Raw genomic sequence first — 20,798 nt, forward strand, 5'->3', positions numbered from 1 at the left:
AGGCCTCCTACTTAAAATTACATTGAAAAATCATTTATACCAATAAATACTTGTTCTTGAATTTTCTCTGTTGCTCAGAAATTATTTTGAATTCTTTTTAATTTGTTTTTGTATTTATTGTTTAATAATCTTTCTCAAATTCTTGGCATTACAAATAAGTTTAAGTATCACAAAATCATTAATGATGATGAAATAATAACAACTGTGTTAAATGATATATTTACCAATAAAAATGGTGCAGTTAATAACATTATTACCCCAAATAACATATTGAAATTTTGGATAGAAATCATATCTGTAATTATTAATTTGAAAATACTTCTTATTTGATCTTCTTTATATATGAAATTTTTTGTATTAATATCTTTCTTGATTTCTGATTTTATTCTAGATGAAATTAAAGTGTGATCAATTGTATTTATAAATGTTGCAAACAAGATTCCTGCAAACATATAAACATCAATATGAGTTCTAAAAATTGCTAAGAATGATATTATTAAAGTTATTAAAATAAATTGCTTTATCACATAAATAATTGATGATTGTAATGAATATCTAAATGATAGATATATAGCTATTGATATATTTACAAGGAAGATCAATAAAATATTTCATCCTACCGTTTGTAATGCGGTTGTATTTTTTAATAAATTAGAAGTTTTTATTAGTTCAACATTAGCATAATTTTTTTCTTCAAAAAAGTTTACTAAGTCATTATTTATAAATTCATTAATATTATTTTTTGAATAAATTAATAATGAATTTAGACCATCTTCATTTATTTTAATATTTTGAATTGTTATATCCTTACCAATATTTTTGCTACTTGTTATAAATTCGGTTATATCATTCATTATCAAAATATGTGAATTTCTGCTTTCGTTATTTTTAAAATCTAATCCAATTGAGTAAATGAAATTATTTTTAAAATTATTTCCTAAATTTAGACCATTTACAAATGAATTATCTTTTATTGCAAACGTTGAATATGCAATTAGCCCTACTACAGCAAATATTATTAGGGGAATTATAAAGAATTTTAACTTGAACAAATTATCTAACTTACTTGATAGTTTGCATACTCTTGTCTTCGAACAATGTACTAAATGTTTTTTATTATCAAAGAATTCTGTTTGTATTATTGATTTAAATATAAGCGGATTTAATCCAATAATTATTGTGGCAATAAGAATTGCTCCAACTCCAATTGTTGCTCCTATTGTAGTTGAGTGATTTATATTTAAATAGAAAGATACTATCGAAGCAATTGCTAATGTCGCAATCACATCCAATCCGAAAGAAAATGTTTTTTTGGTTGCCTTGTTAATTGCTTTATTAGTATTTGAGCCTTCTCTTATTTCTTTATTGAATATTTGCAGTTTTTTAGCCAATAAGTTAAATGCGATAAATAAAATAATTATAGTTGATAATACAATTAATGAATTAATCATTACACCAAAAGCGGTTAATATTGATAAAAATACAAATATTAAGAATGCCATTGTTATACTTGCAATAATGCCCAAAAATCTATGTTTTAAAACCAAGAATAAAGCCATTACTGCAAATGAAATTAATATAAGTATTCCATAATAGTCAAATTTATAAGCTTTTTTTGTTTCAAAGTAAGAAAATTCTTTATCCAAAACAAATGGTGTGTATGAAAAGTTAATTAATGATGTTAATTGCTTATTTGAATAACCATTTGGACTATTGTTGATTAAATAAAATATTGAATCTCGTTTCTGTGATGAAATTAATGAAACTGGAGAAACAGAAGAAATCAAATATCTTTGAGCATTTATGGAATTTTTTAATATCGGATCAACTGAACTTAAAATATTGCCATCTTTATCTCTAGTTATTTCCTTATCAGGATTATTTTTAACGTAAGCATATCTAACAGGATTTTTACCAGCTTTTTCTCAATTTTCACTGTCGTTTTCAATCGCGTTAGCAATAAATTCATCTAGATTTAATCAGAAATAAACTTTATTTTCTGGTGATTCTGGATTTTGGTTTTGTCCTTGAAATCCTCTAATTCAATAATCATATGCTAAATGAGTAAATTGATCTCAAGCATAACTATTTAATTTTATTTGAATTCTATCCGCATATCCCTGAGGGATTTTATCGCTTGCAGGATTTGGATCCAAATCCATATTAAAGTTTTTTGAACCTTCTTCGATTAAATTATTTAAACCTTTTTTTTCAGATGGAGCTGAAGAATTTTGATATCTTCCTTTGTAAAAAAGTGGATTACCGTTGTGATCAGTAATTGTTAAATATGGTTTATTAACCAACGAATTAATTAATTGTTTTTTTGAATCGTCGTTTGTTGCGTTTAAACTTTTCACTTCAATTAAATTATTCTCAAGAAGATTAACATCAAAATTAGAAGTTAACTTATCCCCCTTCTCTTGTAAATATTTTTTAACATTTTCTGCAATTTGATAAGGTGTTAGCGTACCTTTAGAGTTAGATTGAAATTTATCCTCTTGTATTTTTAAAACAATTTTTGAGCCTATAATTTCTTTGTTTGTAGAATTATTTTGTTTTAATGTTGGATTCAAATAGAATAAAGATCCGAACACAGTTGCAATAATCATAATTAAAAGAATAAATATACTAAATACTCATTTTACTGCAGGACTAATCTTACTTTTTTTATTCATGAATACAATTATATAATAATTGTTATTGTTTTTTACTATTACTTTTTATAAAATGTTTAGTATTTATGATTATTTATTTATGTATTTATATCATCTAAGTATTGCTCGCCTTCTTCGGTTATTTTTCTTCCTCTTGCCGTTTTTTCAATAAATTTTTTTATGATAAGTGTCGGTTCTAACTCGTTTATAATTGTGCTTTTATCATCTTTTAATATCGAACTTATTGTCGCTAATGATGCCGATTTGTTTTTAAAGGTATTTTTTAGTATTTTTAAATATTCGATTTGAAAAACATTTAAGCCCCCTGGATAAACTTCTAAATAATTAAATGCTTCGAATACCAAATTAATATCTATTAATTCCTTATTATTGAAAATTGAAAAATCATAAACTCTTTTAAGCAAATTATTAGCAATTCTAGGAGTAAACCTACAATTCTTAGCTATTTCATTAATTGCATCTTCATTAATTCTTATTTTATTTCTATTTGCTGAATTTGAAATTATTTTCTTTATTTCTTCAATGTTATAAGGGACTAATTTTCCAATGTATCCAAATCTATCCTTTAATGGATTTGAAATTAAATTAAATTTTGTCGTTGCACCAATTAAAGAAAATTTATTTAAATTTAAACGCATAATTTTCATATCGCCTTCAACACCAATTGGTAAATCAATAACGTAATCCTCAATAGCAGAATATAAAAGTTCTTCAATATTTTTACTTATTCCATGTATCTCATCGATAAATAAAATATCATTTTCTTTCAATGAAGAAAATAAAGTTAATAAATCACTTTTTTTCTGTATTAATGGACCCTGAACATAAATTATGTTTGTTTTTATTTCGTTTGCAATTATTTGAGCTAATGTAGTTTTTCCAAGACCAGGAGGACCATAGAAAAGAATATGATCAATCGGCTTGTTTTGTTTATTAGCTGAATTAATCATTACTTTGAGAGTTGAAGTTATTTTACTTTGCCCAATGAAATTATCAAAAGTTTTAACCCTGAATTCTTGTTTCATTCTGTTTTTTACTGATTATTTTGATTGCATTTTCAACAGATTCTTCAATGTTGTTGGTTAGTTCCATATTATCCAAAGCTAATTTAATTTGATTATTTTTAAATCCTAACATTTTCATAGTTTCTTCAAATTCTTTTAAAAATAAGCTAGATTTTGTTGTTTTATTAAACTTATCCATTTCTTCGCCACTCATTTTTGATATAAATTTTTCATATTTGTCTTTAAAAGTCAAAAGTATTGAATTAGCAATTTTTGATGAGACAAAAGGAATTTTCGTCAATTCTTCTTTGTTTGAATTAGCAATATAGTTAATAATATTTTCTCACCCTATGTTTAAAATTGAAATTGCTGTTTTTGGCCCTAATCCTTGAAGAGAAATTAAATCTTCAAAGACAACCATTTCCTTAAAATTTTCAAACCCATATGATACTTTGTTATATTCGTTTATTATTTGCGAGACAAATATTTTCCTTACATCACCTACTTTAAATCTAGATATTTGAGGCACATAAATTAATTCGCCTCTACCATTGTGATCTAGAATTAAGTAATTTGTATTTGTATGTACAATTTTTCCATATAAATATACCGTCATTTTTTCCTCCACCTTAAAATATAATTTCTTTTGACACAACAAAAAGCAATAAGTGAAAAAATAAGTAAATTATTAAGAAAAGCTAAAAATTGATAAAATTAAATTTATGAAAAACATATTAGTAAATATAGAAATTCCAAAAAATTCAAAAATTAAATATGAATACGATAGAAAAACAGGAAAAATTAAAGTTGATAGAATTTTAAGAGAAGGATTTAGATATCCTGCAAATTACGGATATATTTCAGAAGCTTTAGATTGAGATGGTGACGAATTAGATGTTCTAGTTTATTCTCCTGAAGAATTTATGCCCGGAGTAGTTGTAGAAGCTAGAATTATTGGCGCTATGAAAATGATTGATTCAGGTGAAACTGATACTAAATTAATTGCAGTTCATGCTGATGATTATAGATTAGATCATATTAAATCACTTGGAGATATCGATAAGATGTGATTACGTTCAGTAGAAATTTTCTTTAAAAACTATAAATATTTTAAGGGTCCAAATATTACCAACGTTTCAGGATTTGAAAACATTGAATGAGCCGAAAAAGAATATAATGAATGTGTTGAACTAATGGAAAAATATGGCTCATTAGACAAAGAAGAATTTATAAATAAAATGAAGGAATTACATCCAGATAAGTACATTTAAAATGCAACTTTTTTAGAAGGTTGCATTTTTCTTTGAAATTTATTAATTTTTTTTATATTTACAAAATATAAAAGTTTTTTCAATGTCTCACGGCTTTGTTTATTTTTAAAAAAACAATAAAATAAAAACAAAGGAGATATTTTGGCTAAAGAAAAATTTAAAAACTTATTTTTTATAAAACCTATACTAAAAGATTTATTAAAAAATATACTAAGAAATGCAAATACTAAAAATATTGAAAATATTAAACTTATTGAAAGTTTGGATGAAAAAGAAAGAAAAATAGAACTAGAATTTATAAAAAGAGTTAGAAACTTTGAATATATAAAAAATAGTAAACTTATAACAAATGAAACAATGAAAAACTTTATTATAGATACTATAAATAATTTGGATGAAATTGATAGATCTATACTCTTAACAATTTTGTTTAGAAAAGATTTAGAAAATATCAGTTGAAAAACTTTTAATATTTCAAAATCAACATTTTATAGAAGAATTAAATTCATTGAGAAAATGATAAAGTGGTGCTTTTCTATAACAGATAGTTATTAAAATCTAAAATAAAAGAAATGGTAGTTATTTGTATTTCGGTACAAATTAACATTCCATTTTTTGTATTTTCCAAAAATGTAATGGGATTAAAAAAATTTTTATTTATAAATAAAAAAAATATAAATTTCAACTTTATTTAATATCTTTAATTGAGTGCTTTAATAAAAATGCCATAAACTAGGCAAAAAAGGAAAAAAATGATAGCAATTTACAATGAAGCAACAAACGTTATTAAGAATAAAAAAATAATTGAATACAATGAAAAAGTATCAGCTAAGATTTCAAGACAAAAAACAGTAAAAAATAAACTATTAGACTTTGGTCTTGAAAAAAATGAAAAATTTAACGTTGAAATCATTAGAAATTTCAATAATAATACTTGAGTAATTGAATTCACAATACCTAAAAGAGCTTACGATAATTCGAAATATAAAGAAATCGAACTAAATAAAAAAAGGTTAAAAATTGAAGATATTGAAGAAATTTCAGATACAGAATTAAGATTTAGAACAAATAAATTTATTGATGGTCTTCCTATTAAGTTTTTAGATTTAGGAACTTTAGATTTTAATTTTTATTGAAAAATAAGAAAAGAGTATTTTAATAAACTTGCTTTTAAAATTAATATAAATATTCTAAAAAATAATATTGATACTAAAAAAATTAATGCGATGGAACATAATTTAAAGTTCAATTTTGTTGAATCAATTAATTTCTCAATAGAAGAAAATCTAAAAGATGATGTCAATCCTTTTGAAACAAACATTGGATATTATAATAACTTAATTTATAATATAAATTTTAATAATATGAAACAAAATACCTTTTTCTATAAAGCGCTTGAGCAAAATATTGAATTAAAGAGCAAAAATAGATACTACGTTCCAAATAAACAATATCAATTTTCTTTTTTGGACAAAGTTATTGTAAATGAAGGTGATAAAGAAATGTTTATACCTATAATAACAGAAATAAATTATCTAAATAAATTTAAGAGCAAAATTAATTATTATGTTGATAGGAACAATAAATGACTAAAAGACAAAAAAGAATTTATTGAAACGTCCGAAAATACTTTAAGAGGTTATCATATTCCTCCAAAATTCAATGGTAATATAAAATTAAAATATCAAATAAAACAGAAATTGATAGACGGATTAGATTTTATAAAATACGAAGAAAACTTTTCAAAAAAATTGTTTGATAATGAAGATGGGATTATTAAATTAGAATGTCTCGCATTAAAAACCAATAATGATTTCGAGGAATTAAACTATTCAAATTGAACAAAAAAGATACTATAAAACATTTTTCGATGCTTTAAAGTATCTTTTTACTTTTTTTAGGACCCTTAGGAATTATTTTTCTTTTATGCTGTGTTTTTTTGAAATTCTTCTCAATTTTAGCCTTAATTTCATTGTTTAATGTGTTTTTTGGTTCAAAATAAGATTCAAATTGATCATAAGTGAATCCAAGTTCATCTTCATCATATTGGTTATCTAATAAATTTGCACTTGGTTTTTTGTTCATTATGCTTTGTGGGACCTTAAGAATTTTGGCCATTTTATAAATATCACTTTTGAATAAATTAGCAAAGGGCAAGATATCACATGCTCCATCTCCTCACTTTGTAAAGTAGCCTAAATAGTATTCATTAAAATTATCAGTACCTAAAACTAAAGAATTATTTTGCTGTGCCTTTGTGTACAAAACATTCATAAAAAAACGAGATTTTGAATTAGCTTTAATTCAATCGTTGGATAAGTGAAACTTTTTAGAAAATAAATCAAATTCCTTCGAAATGTTTATTGTAATAATTGAATTATTTAAAATTTTATTTAGCTCTTTTATATCTTTTTCATTTTCAGTATCTTTTTTTGTTTTAAGATAATAAAAGTGTGCATTTTCTTTGAAAATTTGGTGGCATATAACTGATAAAGTAGCACTATCAATTCCTCCGGAAATTCCTAATACAATACCAGAAGCATTCGTACTTTTTACTTTTCTATAAATTCAACTTTTTATTTTTTTTATTAATTTTTTATATTCTAAAATTTCGTTATTTTTATTACTAATTTCTTTCTCTTTAACCATAATAATAATTTTAATATTAATTAAATAAAATTTAATTTGTTTTGATATTTATTAATTTATAATTTTGTATATTTAAAAAATAAAATTAAATTTAAATAGTATTTGTAAATATAAATTTAAAAAAATAGAGGAGATAAAATGATAAACGTAAATGACTTAAAACCAGGTGTGACATTTAAATTAGACGGAAATATTTATGTTGTACTTGAAGCGCAACACTCTAAACAAGGTAGAGGACAAGCTAATGTTAAGGCGAAAGCTAAAGACCTAAGAACAGGATCTACAACAATCAAATCTTTTACAGGTGGAGATAAAGTAGAAAAAGCTATGATTGATAAAGTATCAATGGATTATTTATATAATGCAGGAGACTTTGTAGTTTTAATGGATCAAGAGACATTTGAACAAATTGAAATTCCTGTTTCAAATCTTCAATGAGAATTAAATTTCTTAAAAGAAGGAATGAAGGTTGTTGTTAGAAAATACGAAACAGAAGTATTAGATATCGAATTACCAGCTAACGTAGCTTTAGTGGTTACTGAATCACCAGACGCAGTAAAAGGAAATACTGCTCAAGCAGCTCAAAAGAAAGTGACTTTAGAAACAGGTTTTGTGGTTGAAACTCCTTTATTTATTAAAGAAGGTGAAAATATTTTAGTTTCAACTGAAACTGGAAAATACGTAGGAAGAGCTTAATATGAGTAATTTTATTTCAGTAAATACAAAAATGAATTTTGATTTTAAAGTGGAAGAATCTACAATTTATGAAGCAATTAATCATTTTTTTAAAAATCAAAATAACATTGTTTTAATTTCTGAACCTAGGATAGTTATCAATGAAAGTAAAAAAAATATTGATATTTTTATCAAATATAAATTAAAAAAGAATTCCATTTTATCTTTTGAAACAAAGAAAATGATATTTATGCTTGAAGAAAGGATATACTCATTAATTAACGTAAAACCAAATAACATAAATGTAATTTTTGAGGGTATTGAAAATGTTTAAAAATAAAAGAATAAATAAACTTGCAATAGATAATATAAAAATAAATTCCCTTGCTCAAGTTGCTAAAAATAAAAGTAGTAATATAGCAATTAATATAAGTGCACCAAAAATATTTCACGCACTTTTTGCTTTTCATTACAAATTCGATATTGAAAATCCTAACTGAGTTTCAAGAGATAGATTTATTCTTTGCAATTCCGATGCAAACCCAACATATTATTCAATATTATATCTTCTAGGTTTAATTAACAAAAATGAAATTGAAAATATAAATAAGCCAAATTGTCAATACAGCAATTTTTTAAAAAGAAATGACAAGCTAGGAATTGAAATCTCATCATATAAACACGGTTATGGGATCGCCGAGGCTGTCGGCATTGCGATTGCTCAATCTTATTTATCAGCAAACTTTAAAGAAATAAGTCATTATACTTATGTTTATGTATCAAATAAGGATTTGGAAAGTGGCGTTGCTATTGAGGCATTACAATACGCAGGATCAATCAATTTAAGAAAATTTATTGTATTACACGATTCTAATTCTTTATTAAGTAGCTATAATGAAAATAATTTTTTCAATAATAAAAAAACATACGAATCATACGGTTTTAAATACATTAAGGTTAATAATAACGATTATAAATCAATCTCAAAAGCAATAAGCAAAGCAAAAAAATCTAATAAACCTGTTTTTATAGAAATAAAAACTTCTTTAGGTGAATTAAGTATTAATAATACAGAAAACTATGATTTAAAGACTTCATTATTAACATTTGATCAAATAGATGATTTTAAAGAAAAAACGAACTTTAAAAAAGGTGATTTCTTCGATACATATCTTGAAGTTGTTGATGAATATAAAAAAGTTTTTGTTAAAAATAATAATATTTTCAAAAAATGAACACCTTCTGATAAATTAATTAATTTCTTAAACGAAGAATTAAAAGAAAATGTGAATGATAATTTTTTATCAAACACAAGCGATATAGATTCAAATTTATTTACAATCATTAGTAATATTTTTGATAAATACAAAAATACTTTTGCTCTATCATCTTTTATTTCAACCCTTATAAAAGTTAAAAATTCAAACGGGGTTCATGAATTTAACAATCGAAACGGAAGATCGTTATTATTAGGAATGAAAAAAACCGCAATGGGTTTAATTGCGAACGGTTTATATAATCACTCAAATATGAAACCATTTGTTTTTAATTCATTATCATATGCTGAAGCATTAATACCAAGCATTAAAAAAGCGGTATCAGATAATTCAAAAATTTTATATATATTAAATAACGATTTAAATACCTTAGCACAATCAAATTCCTCATTCCAAGAAGAAGATCAAATTAGTTTATTATCTCAAATAGAAAAACTAAAAATATTGTATCCAGCAGATTTAAATGAATTAACAGGAGCTATTGAATATTTTTTAAATAAATCAAATTCTCCTGTTGTAATAATATTAAATTTTATTAGCAATTGAAATTGTGAACAAACTTCTAAGCATAAATTTATTTCCGGTTCATACTTCTTGTTAAAAGGCAATTCAGAATGCACACTATTGGCAAAGGGATCAGATTTACAATTAGCTTATAAAATAGCTAAAAAATATGATTTAAATTTAATTTCAATTTCTAACGATGAAAATCTTGAAAAATTATCATATAACAAAAAGTTAGCAATAACCTTCACAAAAGATATTAAAGATGGCTGAATGAAATATGCTAGATATAATTTAAATATAAATAATTCAAACAATAAATTCAAATCAGATTTTAATTACATTGAAAAAGCTATTAAATCAATAATGAATAAAAAAAGTTAAGGCCTACTTAACTTTTTTTAAACTTTTTAAAATAGTCTAATTCATTGTTAGTTAAACTTCTAAATTCACCTATCTTTAAACTTTGATCAGTAATAATTCCATATCTTTTTCTATGAAGTTTTCTTACAAAATTATTAACTAATAAAAATAGATTTTTAACATGATGATTTCTTCCTTCATTTAAAATTATTGAATAGTTCAAATCATTTATTTTTTTAACTTTTTGTTTTGAAAATATTCCATTTAATTTAACGAAGTTTGAATTTAAATAAGATAAATCTTTATCAGTTAGTGGTTTTTCTAATGTTGCTATATACTCTCTTTCGATATTAGATGAAGGATGGGCTAATAAATTAGCAAAATCACCGTCATTAGTTATCAAAATAACACCAGTTGTATTAAAATCAAGTCTTCCAATTGAAAAACAGTAATCTTCTATTTTCATTCATTCAAAAATTGTTGTTCTATTTTGAGGATCTTTTAAAGTACAAATAGTATTTTTTGGTTTATTTAAAACATAGTAAAATTTTTTTTCTTTTTTTCTAATAATAGAATTATTAATTTTAATTTCATCATCATAACCCACTCTTAAACCTATTGTTGCAATTTTATTATTAACAAAAACTTTTCTATCATTTATTAATTTCTCAGCTTCTCTTCTAGAACAATATCCATACTCAGAAATTATTTTTTGCAATTTAATTTTATCTTCCATATATATTCCATTTAACACTTGTAAAAATTAATATTTATATTATAAATATTTTTATTCAAAGTTTCAACTTTATTTTTTTGTTTTATTAATTTTGTTTAATTGAATTAGGAGAAAAAATGTTAGAAGATAAAATTGAAAAAATAAAAAATATGAGTTTGCAAAGTAAAAGAGAATTTATTTATAATTTTTGTCTGAATCAAAAATTAAAACAATTTCAAAATAGCAAAAATAATATCAGAAACATAAATATGATTGACTTTTTTATAAATTCATTAAGTGAAGATTATAAAAAAATATTTATAGAAGATTTTTTAACAAAGAAAACCGATCCTTATTGATATTTAGAAAATTGGTCAAAAAATTCATACTACAAAAAAATTAATTATTTAGTTAATCTGTTTATTGATTATGTTAATTGTTCATAATAAAAACATCGACCAAAATAATGATATTAATAGAAATGTTTGAACTGAAGAGTATTTATTAAATGCACAACAAAATAAATATTTAGAAAATTGAAGTAGTGTTAATGAACTTACAAAGTTAAAAATTAGAAGGATTATACAAAGCGATGATTTTATAATCACCTTTGAACATTTTAATAATTTAAAAAATGTTCAAGAAATAAAAGTTTCAGGGTTTATTAATAATAAAAATGTTGAGTTTAAACCTGTTTATGATTTAAATGTCGGTAGATTTATTTTTACATACAATAGCAACTTAGATAGCAAGAATAAGCTTGAATTTAAAGATATAAATAATTTAAATTTTGAAATTCAATATAAAGTTAATAATTATTGATATCAAACAAAATCATTTTCTTATTGAATTAAACCTAATAGTCGTTCTAAAAATATATCAATAAATAATGAAACTAATATAGAAATTTTAAGCGAAATAATAATAACTTCCTTACCTGATAGGATAGATAAAAATTTAATTAACCACAGTTTCGAAACTAAATATTTAAATTTATCGTTCAAACCTAGTATTTTAAAGCAAGCTTTTTATAATACAAAAATATTAGATTTAAGGATAACTAAATTTAATAAACAAAATAATGAATTTTTTATTCTTGATAATAGCGACATTTATGACTTAAAATTTTCAGATTTATCAATCTTAAACAATTTAAAAAATAAGTATGAAATTAAGTTAAATTATCAATCGTTTAATTCTATGCAAGTTAATGTAGATTCTTATTCATATTTTGATAAATATAGCAATGATGTGATTATTAATAATCAAAATCCAAAATCAAAACCGGGCCTTTTAATTCCGTTGAACTACAGTGGGGTTTTTGGCTATGAACTAAATTTTAATATAGGGAAAAATCTAAAGAACTTTAAGTTATCTTATTCGCAAGAAATAAATAAACCGTTTTTTGGATTAAATAATGGATTAATAAGATTAAAGACAAAAAATATTAAAGGTTGATTGACTGATGAAAAATGAATCAAAATAAAATACGAAAATTTTAATGAAATAATAAATAGTGCAAATTCATTAAATAACATTGAGGAAATAGGAGATAAATAATGAAAGAAAGAACAAAAAAGATATTACTATGAACTGGAATAGGGTTGGTAGTCGCTTCAACAATAGCAGTTGCTACAACATTTGTTATCATGAAAGAAAATAAGAAAAAGGAAGAAACTCATAAAAATATAATTGACAATAATATAGATACTGATAAAAAAAGTTCAAAATTAAAAAATGAACTAGATAAAGAAAATGATAATGAAGAAACTAGGGATGAAGAATTTTTATTAGACGATAAAAATAAAAAAGAGGTTGATTGAAGAGAAATATTTCCTGATATCAAAAGTTCCGATTACTATGATAAATTAAATTATCGTGACGGACAAGCATGAATTGATGAAGATATGATTGTTTATATAATAAAAGATATTTTGAATCGTATGCTTGTGACAAATGGAGAAGTGAATTATGCATACAAACAAATTGATGACCAAAATTTATTAATAACTTTTAAATGAAATAATGATGATGAAAAAAGTTCCATAACATATAAGATATACACAAATAAGGTATAATTATGTAATGAATTTTAAAGAATTAGTATTTAAAGAATTGAAAAAATTAACAAAAAAAACTTTTGATTTAAACACTCAAATAAAAGAGTTAAACATCGATAGTCTTGATTTGGTTATTTTAGTTTCGGATTTAGAATCAAAATTAAAAATAGAAATAAAAGATGAAGAATTAATGAAATTAAAAACAATTGAAGACATTATAAATATAATTGAACAAAAACATATAAAATAATAAAAATACGGTAAAATATTTATCGTACCATTTATTTACGGGTATAGTTCAATGGTAGAACAACGGGCTTCAACCCCGTGTGTTGTGAGTTCGAGTCTTGCTACCCGTGCCATATCATTTGTTAAAATGAAAATAAAAACAGCGTTTGCTGTTTTTTCTTTTTAAATTTTAATATTTAGCAATATAATAATTCTCTTATTTTTTTGGCACGTTTAGTATATGGTGCCGTCAACTGGAATTGAACCAGCGACCCCTTCCTTACCATGGAAGTGCTCTGCCCCTGAGCTATGACGGCGAATGCAAAATTCTGAATATTATTATATAAAAAAATGAGTATTATTTTTAATAATTTTACATTAATTTAATATACTTATATACATATGGAAAAGACAATGTACGAATCACTTTGTTCTATAAAAAAACAATATTTAGAATTAGAACAAAAATTAAACGACCCAGAAATATATAACAATATTAAACAATACACAAAAATTGCAAAGGAAAAATCTGATATTGAAGATATTTATCTAAATTTTAAAAAATATCAAGATATTGAAGAACTTTATTTGTTATCAAAAGACATTCTATCAAATGAGAAAGATGCAGAATTAATTGAACTAGCAAGAGGGGATATTGATAATCAAATTACGCAAATGAAGGATCTTGAAGAAAAAATAAAAGAGCTTTTATTACCTGTGGATGAAAATGATAAAAGAGATGTTATTGTTGAAATAAGAGGAGCTGCCGGAGGAGATGAAGCTAATATTTTTTCAGGAGATCTATACAAAATGTATCAAAAATACTCTGAAGAGATGGGTTTTAAGACAAAAGTTATAGATTACACATACGGATCAGCCGGAGGATATAGCCAAATAGTTTTTAGTATAAAGGGTGAAAAAGTTTTTTCTAAGATGAAATTTGAACGAGGAGTACATAGAGTTCAAAGAGTTCCTGCAACAGAAACACAAGGTAGAGTTCATACTTCAACAGCAACGGTAACGGTATTACCTGAAATAGATGACGATGTTAATATTGTTGTTAAACCAGAAGATATTGAAGTTGATGTTTTTAGATCATCTGGAGCCGGGGGACAATCTGTGAATACAACAGATTCGGCAGTTAGAATAACACACAAGCCAACAGGGATTGTTGTTACTTCACAAGATGAAAGAAGTCAAATCCAAAATAGAGAAACTGCTTTAAAAGTTTTAAAAAGTAGATTATATGAAATTGAAATTCAAAAAAGAGAAGAAGCAGAAAGTGGTTTAAGAAAACTTGCCGGAACCGGAGATAGAAGTGAAAAAATAAGAACTTATAACTATCCTCAAGACAGAATTACGGATCATAGAATTGGATTTTCAACTTCATTAAAAGTTGTTATGGAAGGTGATTTAGAAAAAATTATCGAAGCATTAATTGCGGATGAAAAAGCAAAAAAAATTCAAGAAGCAGGTTTATAAAATGATTGATAAAGAGGTATTGCTACAAGAAAAAAGAAGATATGAGCAACCTCTTTTTATTTCAAAAAAGGAAGCAAAATTATTAAAAAAGGATTATCCTGTACAAAAAATAATTGGATATCAAACAATGCAAAATGTGCATATAAATATATCATATAATGTTTTAATTCCAAGATATGAAACAGAAGAGGTTATCATCGAATCTTATAAATATGTTAATAAAAATTCATCAGTTTTAGATCTATGTTGTGGATCAGGTTTTATTGGTCTTGCAATAAATAAGAACATTGGTTGTAAAACGACTTTTTCAGATATTTCATCTCAAGCAATCAAACAAACAAAATTAAATATTAAAATTAATAATTTAACAAATTGCAAAGTAATAAAAAGTAATTTATTTAAAAAAATAAATGAAAAATTTGATCTAATAGTTTCTAATCCTCCTTATTTAAATAAAAATGATAATTTTCCTAATTCACTGAGATGAGAACCTAAAAAAGCCTTATACGCAAAAGAAAAAGGGTTATACTTTTATAAAAAAATTATTAATGAAGCAAATAAATTTCTAAATGAGGATGGAAAGTTAATTTTTGAAATAGATGAGTTTTCAAAAATATGAATAGAAAAGGAATATCCAAATACAACTTTTATAAAAGATATTAATAAAAGATATCGAATTGCAGTACTTGATTATAATAGTTTAAAAAAATAGCACTCTAATTAAAAATGTGCTAAAATTTTTCTATTATGGCTAAAAAAAGAGATTATTATGAAATTTTAGGTATTGATAAAAGTGCAAGTGAAAAAGAAATAAAAAGCGCTTATAGAAAATTAGCAATGCGATATCATCCTGATAAAAACAGCAGTCCAGATGCAGAGGAAAAATTTAAGGAAATATCAGAGGCTTATGAAATTCTTTCTGATCAAAACAAGAGATCTAAATACGATAAATTTGGTCATTCTGCATTTGATCCTAACTCATATTCATTTGGAAATTCTGAAGATATTTTTTCGAGTTTTTTTGAAAGTTTTGGTTCAGGATTTTCTGGAGCTGATTTTTTTGGTGATATATTTGGTTCATTTAATAATTATGAAGCTGAAAATAAAAGAGGCTTAGATTTACAACTTGTATTAAATATTAACTTTGAAGATGCAATTTTTGGTAAAGAAGTAGAAATTAACCTAGATAAATATGACATTTGTGATTTTTGCAATGGTAGTGGTGCGGAAAGCAAAAACGATATTGTATCTTGTATGGATTGTAACGGAAGTGGAAAAGTACATCAAAGAATTTCAATATTTTCAACGATTAAGCCTTGTAAGACTTGCAATGGTTTGGGTAAGACAATACATAAAAAATGTCATAAATGCAATGGTAAAAAATCAATTAAAAATAATGTGAAACAAAGAATTTCAATTATTCCTGGTGTTCAAGATGGGGATACAATAAAAATAAATGGTTTAGGAAAACCTTCTTTAAACTGACATATGCCAGGAGATTTATATATAGTTTTTTCTATAACTCCAAGCAAATTATTTAAAAAGAATAATAATGATTTATTTATTACTATGCCCCTTTCTTTAAAAAGTATTTTACTTGAAGAAAAAATATTGATTCCTACACCATATGGAAAGACGGAATTTAAACTAAATCATGACTTAAAATTAAACGAGCCAATTAAGATAAAAAACGCTGGTTATCCATATAAAAATTCAAATCATAAAGGTGATTTATACATTAATTTAGATATTTATATCCCAAAATTGAGCAAGGAAGAAAACAAACAAATTAATGAACTATTTAAAGATAAACAAGATGCAAAACGAGAAGAATGATTAAAAAAATTCTAGTCGTTTTTTTAATTTAATTTTTTTATGTTATTATTATTGTTTATAAAATTCAAAATAAAAGAGGTCTTATATGTCTGAAAAAATAATGATTGTTGAGTCGCCAAATAAAGTTAATACAATTCAAAAAATTGTTGGTGATAATATCAAAGTTATAGCTAGCGTTGGTCATATTTTAAAGCTATCAACTAGTGGTCTTAATAATTTAGGTATTGATTTTGATAATTGAGAACCAAAAATGATACCTGATCCATTAAAAAAGACCATAATTACAGAGCTTAAAAAATCAACAAAGTCAGCTAATGAAGTTTTAATTGCAACCGACCCCGATAGAGAAGGTGAAGCAATTGCAAACAATTTGATTACATTGTTAAAATTAGAAAAAAAATACAAACGTATTAAGTACAACGAAATTACAGATGAAGCCATTAAACTTGCAATTGAAAATCCTCTTCAAATTGATAGTAATTTAGTTAATGCACAAAAATCTAGAAGAATGTTAGATCGTATAATAGGTTTTAGATTATCTCAATTAATGAAACAAAAGGTAAAAAATGCTCCAACAAATCCTTCAGCTGGAAGAGTTCAATCAATTGCTTTAAAACTGGTTTGCGACAAAGAAAAAGAAATTGAAAACTTCGTTCCTATTTTATATTCAAAAATAAATGCATCTTTAGATAATCAATTAAGTGCTTCATTATATATAAAGGAAAATAAGGAATTTGATGACAATACTTGAATTTCAAACCAAAAAGCACAAGAAATTTATGATGAATTATTAAATTCTAATCAACAGCTAATTGTTGATGATATAACAATTTCCAAACGTAAAGAAAGTGCATACACGCCATTTAAACAATCTATATTGTACAAAGAAGCTAAATATAATTCAAAAGTAGTTCAAGCATCGGCTCAAAAATTATTCGAGGCAGGACTAATTTCTTACCCAAGAACAGATTCAACAAGATTAAGTGAAGCCTTTATTATAAAAGCTAAAAAATACATAGAAGATAACTTTGGAAAAAAATATGTTGCCAAAGAAATAAAGGGATTTTCAGGCCAGCAAGATGCCCATGAAGCAATAAGACCCACAAATATAAATTTAACCCCATCACTAGCTATTGAAAAACATAAATTGAATGAAGTTGATTCTTATATTTACAAAATAATTTATGATAAAACTATCATGTCTTTAATGACTTCTCCTGAAAAACAAATTTATAGATTTAATCTTGTAAATGGTAATAATAATTTTAGAATGTCTTTTAGCCAAGTATTATTTGATGGTTATTATGCATACTCAGGAAAGGAAGATTTAATCAACATACCAAATCTTAAAGTTGGAGATAAATTAAAGGTTAATGAGTTTATTAAAGAAGATAAACAAACCCTTCCTCCAGCAAGATATAACGAAGGGTCATTAATCAAAAAATTAGATGATATTAAAGTTGGAAGACCTTCAACATTTGCATCAACTATTTCTGTTATTAAACAAAGATTATTTGTTGAATTAACTGATGGATATTTAATTCCAACAGAATTTGGAAAAGTTGTATTAGACAAATTATTAACTAGTTTTCCAAAAACAATAAATGAAGAATATACAGCTAAAATAGAGGGAAAATTAGACTTAATTTCTGAAGGAAAAGAAGATTATAAGACTTTAATGCAAAAGTTCTGAGATAGCTTTAATGAAAGATATGATGATATTAAGGATTCTATTAATATCACAGTTTTAGAAAATAATAAATTAAATGAAAATTGTCCTCAATGTAATGCACAATTGGTATATAGATACACAAAAATTAAAAAACAAAAATTTATCGGGTGTTCAGCATTCCCATCATGTCGTTATATTAGGAATATCGAGGATAATACAAAGAAATTCTTCAGAAGAAGAAAAACAAGTAGTAAATAAAATACATTGGTCATTAAAATACTAATGTATTTTATTTTAAAATTACCTAACATTATAGTAAAATAAGTATCATGAAAAACAAAAGTAGGAAAGCTAAAAAAATATCTGGTATTTGAACAATGATAGTAATACCAACATTAACACTAGCTGCTGTTGGTGGTGCAATTTATTACGTTGTTAAAAATAGTAAAAGTATTCAAAAGGAATTCTGATCAGTTGAAAAATTTAACGAAAGTGTTAAAAATATCAAAATTTCAAGTGAGATAATCGGATCATTAGAAGCTAAAAATTTATATAATGATTTTCAAAATCAAAAAAGTGTTGCTAAAAAACGAATTGATGCTTTTTATGAAAAATATCCAAATTTAAAAGATAAAAAAGTTTTTTCTTATGAGGATAAACAAATATTAAAAAATAAACCTCAAGAATTTGACGCAAATTCTTTTTTAAAAACAAAAATAGATACTAATTTAGATTTTGAAAAAACAAAATTTTTAGATTTTAGATTTACTGATTTAACACTTATAAATGGTGAAGATTCTAAATTAAAAGTTCATTTTGAAGTATTTTTAAATTATGAATACGCAAGAGGAACATTTGAATTGAATAAAATAAAATCAACTCCTAATTCTAAGTATTATTTTAAATCAAGTCAAGACATCATTTTTCTATCAAATAGTTTAAAAACTTATCCAGGATCAAAATTTTATAATGAATGATCAGAAAATAAACAAGAAGCAGAACAAATTATTAAAAAATACGATAATATAAATAAAAATTTAGAGACCAAAATAATAAAGCTTGATGAGAGACAAAAAGAGCTAACTTCAAAAGAAAATAGAAGTGAAGAAGAAAATGAAGAATTAAAAAGTATTCACGACGAAATTCAATCATTAAAATTAAAACAATCTCAAACTTTTGAAAGTGAAGAATTTAGAAAAGAAATATTTGATTGATTTGAAAAAATATTAGATAAAACCGATGCTTTCCAAGACATTTATCCAAAAGATGATTTTAAAATAGTTCCGTTTATACAAGAAAATATAGCTTATGTTATTTGAAACCCTAAAAAAGGTTTAAATGAATTAACAATTAAATACATTTTTGTTCATAAAAATAATAAAGACATAAAAAGTGATGGAGAAATTAAAATTTTTACATTGGATGTTTAATAATGAAAGAAGTAGATAATCAAAATAAAAAAATTTCATCTTTAATATCAAGTAAAAAACAAGATATTAAAAAACTGTTATCGATAATTAAAAAAGAAAAAATCGAATTAGATTTCGATGAAGAAGTGATTAATGGATTAGATAAATTTGAAACATTAAACGATCTTTTTGCAATCGAAAAAATCATTAAAGATCTTCAACAAGTTGATAATAAAAATATATCAAAAAATAAAATTAGCATAGATCCAAAATATTATGAAATTGAAAAAAATTTAGAGGAGGCTAAAAATGGAAAATAAAATAAATATAGCTATCGATGGTCCTAGCGGCGTTGGCAAAACAATAATGGCCAAAATGCTTGCTAAAAGATTGAACTATAAGTTTATTAGCAGTGGTAATTTATACCGAGCAATAGCTTATAATGCCATTAGTAAGAAAATCGATTTAAAAAATGAAGAAGAAATCAATAATTCCTGAAATTTTAATGACCTTTACATTTCTGAAGATGAAAATGTATTTTTAGATGGTAAAGATATTACCAAAGAAATAAGGGAAGATAGAGTATCATTGGTTGCTTCTTCGATTGCAAAATTTCAATCAGTACGTTTAAAAGTAAATGAATTTATTCAAAAATTTGGAAATAAAAACAAAGGAATAATAGTAGATGGTAGGGATGCTACTTATAGAATTTTGCCTAATGCCGAAGTTAAATTTTTTCTATGAGCAACTCCTGAAGTTAGAGCAGAAAGAAGATTAAAACAAAATGATATTTTGGGTATAAAATCAAACTATGATGAGATATTAGAATCAATAAAAATCCGTGATTACAACGATATGAATCGAGATATTGATCCTTTAATCGTTAGTGAAGGAAGTATAAAAATAGATTCAACAAATATGAGTGTTGAAGAAAATTTTAATGTTATGTTAGAAGAAATTTTGAAAAGGATTAATTAA

At 24.1% G+C, this 20,798-nt stretch carries 22 protein-coding genes and 2 tRNA genes; 18 read left to right on the forward strand and 6 right to left on the reverse strand.

Annotated features, from left to right (window positions below):
• Positions 1 to 17 precede the first annotated feature (17 nt).
• The 3 genes from secDF to ruvA all read right to left on the reverse strand — a co-directional run bounded on the left by secDF (position 18) and on the right by ruvA (position 4,295).
• The gene (gene secDF / locus V2E26_RS01070) at positions 18 to 2,675 is read right to left on the reverse strand and encodes a protein translocase subunit SecDF (RefSeq protein ID WP_330463599.1); all 2,658 of its coding nucleotides are present in this window, start codon (positions 2,673 to 2,675) and stop codon (positions 18 to 20) included.
• Positions 2,676 to 2,752: 77 nt separating this feature from the next.
• Positions 2,753 to 3,700: a Holliday junction branch migration DNA helicase RuvB gene (ruvB, locus tag V2E26_RS01075; protein WP_330463600.1), complete on the reverse strand. Its 948-nt coding sequence runs from the start codon at positions 3,698 to 3,700 to the stop codon at positions 2,753 to 2,755.
• On the reverse strand, positions 3,678 to 4,295 hold the full coding sequence (gene ruvA / locus V2E26_RS01080) for a Holliday junction branch migration protein RuvA (protein ID WP_330463601.1): 618 nt from the start codon (positions 4,293 to 4,295) through the stop codon (positions 3,678 to 3,680). Before ruvA ends, ruvB begins: the two co-directional genes overlap by 23 nt.
• A 106-nt stretch (positions 4,296 to 4,401) precedes the next feature.
• On the opposite strand from ruvA, the gene V2E26_RS01085 reads away from it, so the two are divergent.
• The 3 genes from V2E26_RS01085 to V2E26_RS01095 all read left to right on the forward strand — a co-directional run bounded on the left by V2E26_RS01085 (position 4,402) and on the right by V2E26_RS01095 (position 6,809).
• A complete protein-coding gene (locus V2E26_RS01085; protein WP_330463602.1) occupies positions 4,402 to 4,950 on the forward strand; it encodes an inorganic diphosphatase in 549 nt (182 codons plus the stop codon).
• A gap of 141 nt (positions 4,951 to 5,091) precedes the next feature.
• Complete coding sequence (locus V2E26_RS01090; protein WP_330463603.1) at positions 5,092 to 5,505, forward strand: hypothetical protein; 414 nt, start codon at positions 5,092 to 5,094, stop codon at positions 5,503 to 5,505.
• Positions 5,506 to 5,702: 197 nt separating this feature from the next.
• A complete protein-coding gene (locus tag V2E26_RS01095; RefSeq protein WP_330463604.1) occupies positions 5,703 to 6,809 on the forward strand; it encodes an MHO_1580 family protein in 1,107 nt (368 codons plus the stop codon).
• A gap of 16 nt (positions 6,810 to 6,825) precedes the next feature.
• Here V2E26_RS01095 and nadE read toward each other — a convergent pair whose 3' ends face one another.
• Positions 6,826 to 7,599, reverse strand: a complete 774-nt coding sequence (nadE, locus tag V2E26_RS01100) for an NAD(+) synthase (protein WP_330463605.1) — start codon at positions 7,597 to 7,599, stop codon at positions 6,826 to 6,828.
• A gap of 138 nt (positions 7,600 to 7,737) precedes the next feature.
• Here nadE and efp point away from each other — a divergent pair, with 138 nt between their 5' ends.
• From efp to V2E26_RS01115, 3 genes are read left to right on the forward strand one after another with little or no spacing between them, the layout of a single operon-like run.
• Positions 7,738 to 8,295 carry an elongation factor P gene (gene efp, locus V2E26_RS01105; protein WP_330463606.1) on the forward strand — a complete coding sequence of 186 codons (558 nt, stop codon included), beginning with the start codon at positions 7,738 to 7,740 and terminating at the stop codon, positions 8,293 to 8,295.
• A gap of 1 nt (position 8,296) precedes the next feature.
• The gene (locus V2E26_RS01110) at positions 8,297 to 8,608 is read left to right on the forward strand and encodes an MMB_0454 family protein (RefSeq protein ID WP_330463607.1); all 312 of its coding nucleotides are present in this window, start codon (positions 8,297 to 8,299) and stop codon (positions 8,606 to 8,608) included.
• Complete coding sequence (locus tag V2E26_RS01115) at positions 8,601 to 10,439, forward strand: transketolase family protein (protein WP_330463608.1); 1,839 nt, start codon at positions 8,601 to 8,603, stop codon at positions 10,437 to 10,439. Before V2E26_RS01110 ends, V2E26_RS01115 begins: the two co-directional genes overlap by 8 nt.
• Positions 10,440 to 10,446: 7 nt before the next feature.
• On the opposite strand, the gene V2E26_RS01120 is transcribed toward V2E26_RS01115, so the two are convergent.
• The gene (locus V2E26_RS01120; RefSeq protein ID WP_330463609.1) at positions 10,447 to 11,154 is read right to left on the reverse strand and encodes a pseudouridine synthase; all 708 of its coding nucleotides are present in this window, start codon (positions 11,152 to 11,154) and stop codon (positions 10,447 to 10,449) included.
• 116 nt (positions 11,155 to 11,270) lie between these two features.
• Here V2E26_RS01120 and V2E26_RS01125 point away from each other — a divergent pair, with 116 nt between their 5' ends.
• The 5 genes from V2E26_RS01125 (at position 11,271) to V2E26_RS01145 (ending at position 13,555) form a co-directional block, all read left to right on the forward strand.
• The gene (locus tag V2E26_RS01125; RefSeq protein ID WP_330463610.1) at positions 11,271 to 11,579 is read left to right on the forward strand and encodes an MG284/MPN403 family protein; all 309 of its coding nucleotides are present in this window, start codon (positions 11,271 to 11,273) and stop codon (positions 11,577 to 11,579) included.
• Positions 11,563 to 12,693, forward strand: a complete 1,131-nt coding sequence (locus V2E26_RS01130) for an MHO_1580 family protein (RefSeq protein WP_330463611.1) — start codon at positions 11,563 to 11,565, stop codon at positions 12,691 to 12,693. Before V2E26_RS01125 ends, V2E26_RS01130 begins: the two co-directional genes overlap by 17 nt.
• Positions 12,693 to 13,211, forward strand: a complete 519-nt coding sequence (locus V2E26_RS01135; RefSeq protein ID WP_330463612.1) for an MHO_1590 family protein — start codon at positions 12,693 to 12,695, stop codon at positions 13,209 to 13,211. The genes V2E26_RS01130 and V2E26_RS01135 overlap by 1 nt, the downstream gene beginning before the upstream one ends.
• Before the next feature lie 7 nt (positions 13,212 to 13,218).
• Positions 13,219 to 13,443: an acyl carrier protein gene (locus V2E26_RS01140; RefSeq protein ID WP_330463613.1), complete on the forward strand. Its 225-nt coding sequence runs from the start codon at positions 13,219 to 13,221 to the stop codon at positions 13,441 to 13,443.
• Between the two features lie 37 nt (positions 13,444 to 13,480).
• Positions 13,481 to 13,555 (forward strand) — tRNA-Trp (locus tag V2E26_RS01145).
• 108 nt (positions 13,556 to 13,663) lie between these two features.
• Here the strand turns inward: V2E26_RS01145 and V2E26_RS01150 are convergent.
• Positions 13,664 to 13,738, reverse strand: a tRNA-Thr gene (locus V2E26_RS01150).
• An 85-nt stretch (positions 13,739 to 13,823) separates the two neighbouring features.
• Between V2E26_RS01150 and prfA the strand changes: the two genes are divergently transcribed.
• From prfA to cmk, 7 genes are all read left to right on the forward strand, one after another.
• Positions 13,824 to 14,903, forward strand: coding sequence for a peptide chain release factor 1 (gene prfA / locus V2E26_RS01155; protein WP_330463614.1), 1,080 nt, complete (start codon positions 13,824 to 13,826; stop codon positions 14,901 to 14,903).
• Between the two features lies 1 nt (position 14,904).
• On the forward strand, positions 14,905 to 15,615 hold the full coding sequence (locus tag V2E26_RS01160) for a peptide chain release factor N(5)-glutamine methyltransferase (protein ID WP_330463615.1): 711 nt from the start codon (positions 14,905 to 14,907) through the stop codon (positions 15,613 to 15,615).
• 35 nt (positions 15,616 to 15,650) lie between these two features.
• On the forward strand, positions 15,651 to 16,754 hold the full coding sequence (locus V2E26_RS01165) for a DnaJ C-terminal domain-containing protein (RefSeq protein ID WP_330463616.1): 1,104 nt from the start codon (positions 15,651 to 15,653) through the stop codon (positions 16,752 to 16,754).
• 70 nt (positions 16,755 to 16,824) lie between these two features.
• Positions 16,825 to 18,669, forward strand: a complete 1,845-nt coding sequence (gene topA / locus V2E26_RS01170) for a type I DNA topoisomerase (protein WP_330463617.1) — start codon at positions 16,825 to 16,827, stop codon at positions 18,667 to 18,669.
• Positions 18,670 to 18,740: 71 nt separating this feature from the next.
• Complete coding sequence (locus V2E26_RS01175; protein WP_330463618.1) at positions 18,741 to 19,841, forward strand: hypothetical protein; 1,101 nt, start codon at positions 18,741 to 18,743, stop codon at positions 19,839 to 19,841.
• Between the two features lie 2 nt (positions 19,842 to 19,843).
• Complete coding sequence (locus tag V2E26_RS01180; protein WP_330463619.1) at positions 19,844 to 20,140, forward strand: hypothetical protein; 297 nt, start codon at positions 19,844 to 19,846, stop codon at positions 20,138 to 20,140.
• Positions 20,130 to 20,798 (forward strand): (d)CMP kinase, encoded by a 669-nt coding sequence (gene cmk / locus V2E26_RS01185; RefSeq protein WP_330463620.1) that lies wholly within the window; start codon positions 20,130 to 20,132, stop codon positions 20,796 to 20,798. The genes V2E26_RS01180 and cmk overlap by 11 nt, the downstream gene beginning before the upstream one ends.

The organism is Metamycoplasma gateae (assembly GCF_036352135.1).
GTDB lineage: Bacteria > Bacillota_I > Bacilli_A > Mycoplasmatales > Metamycoplasmataceae > Metamycoplasma > Metamycoplasma gateae.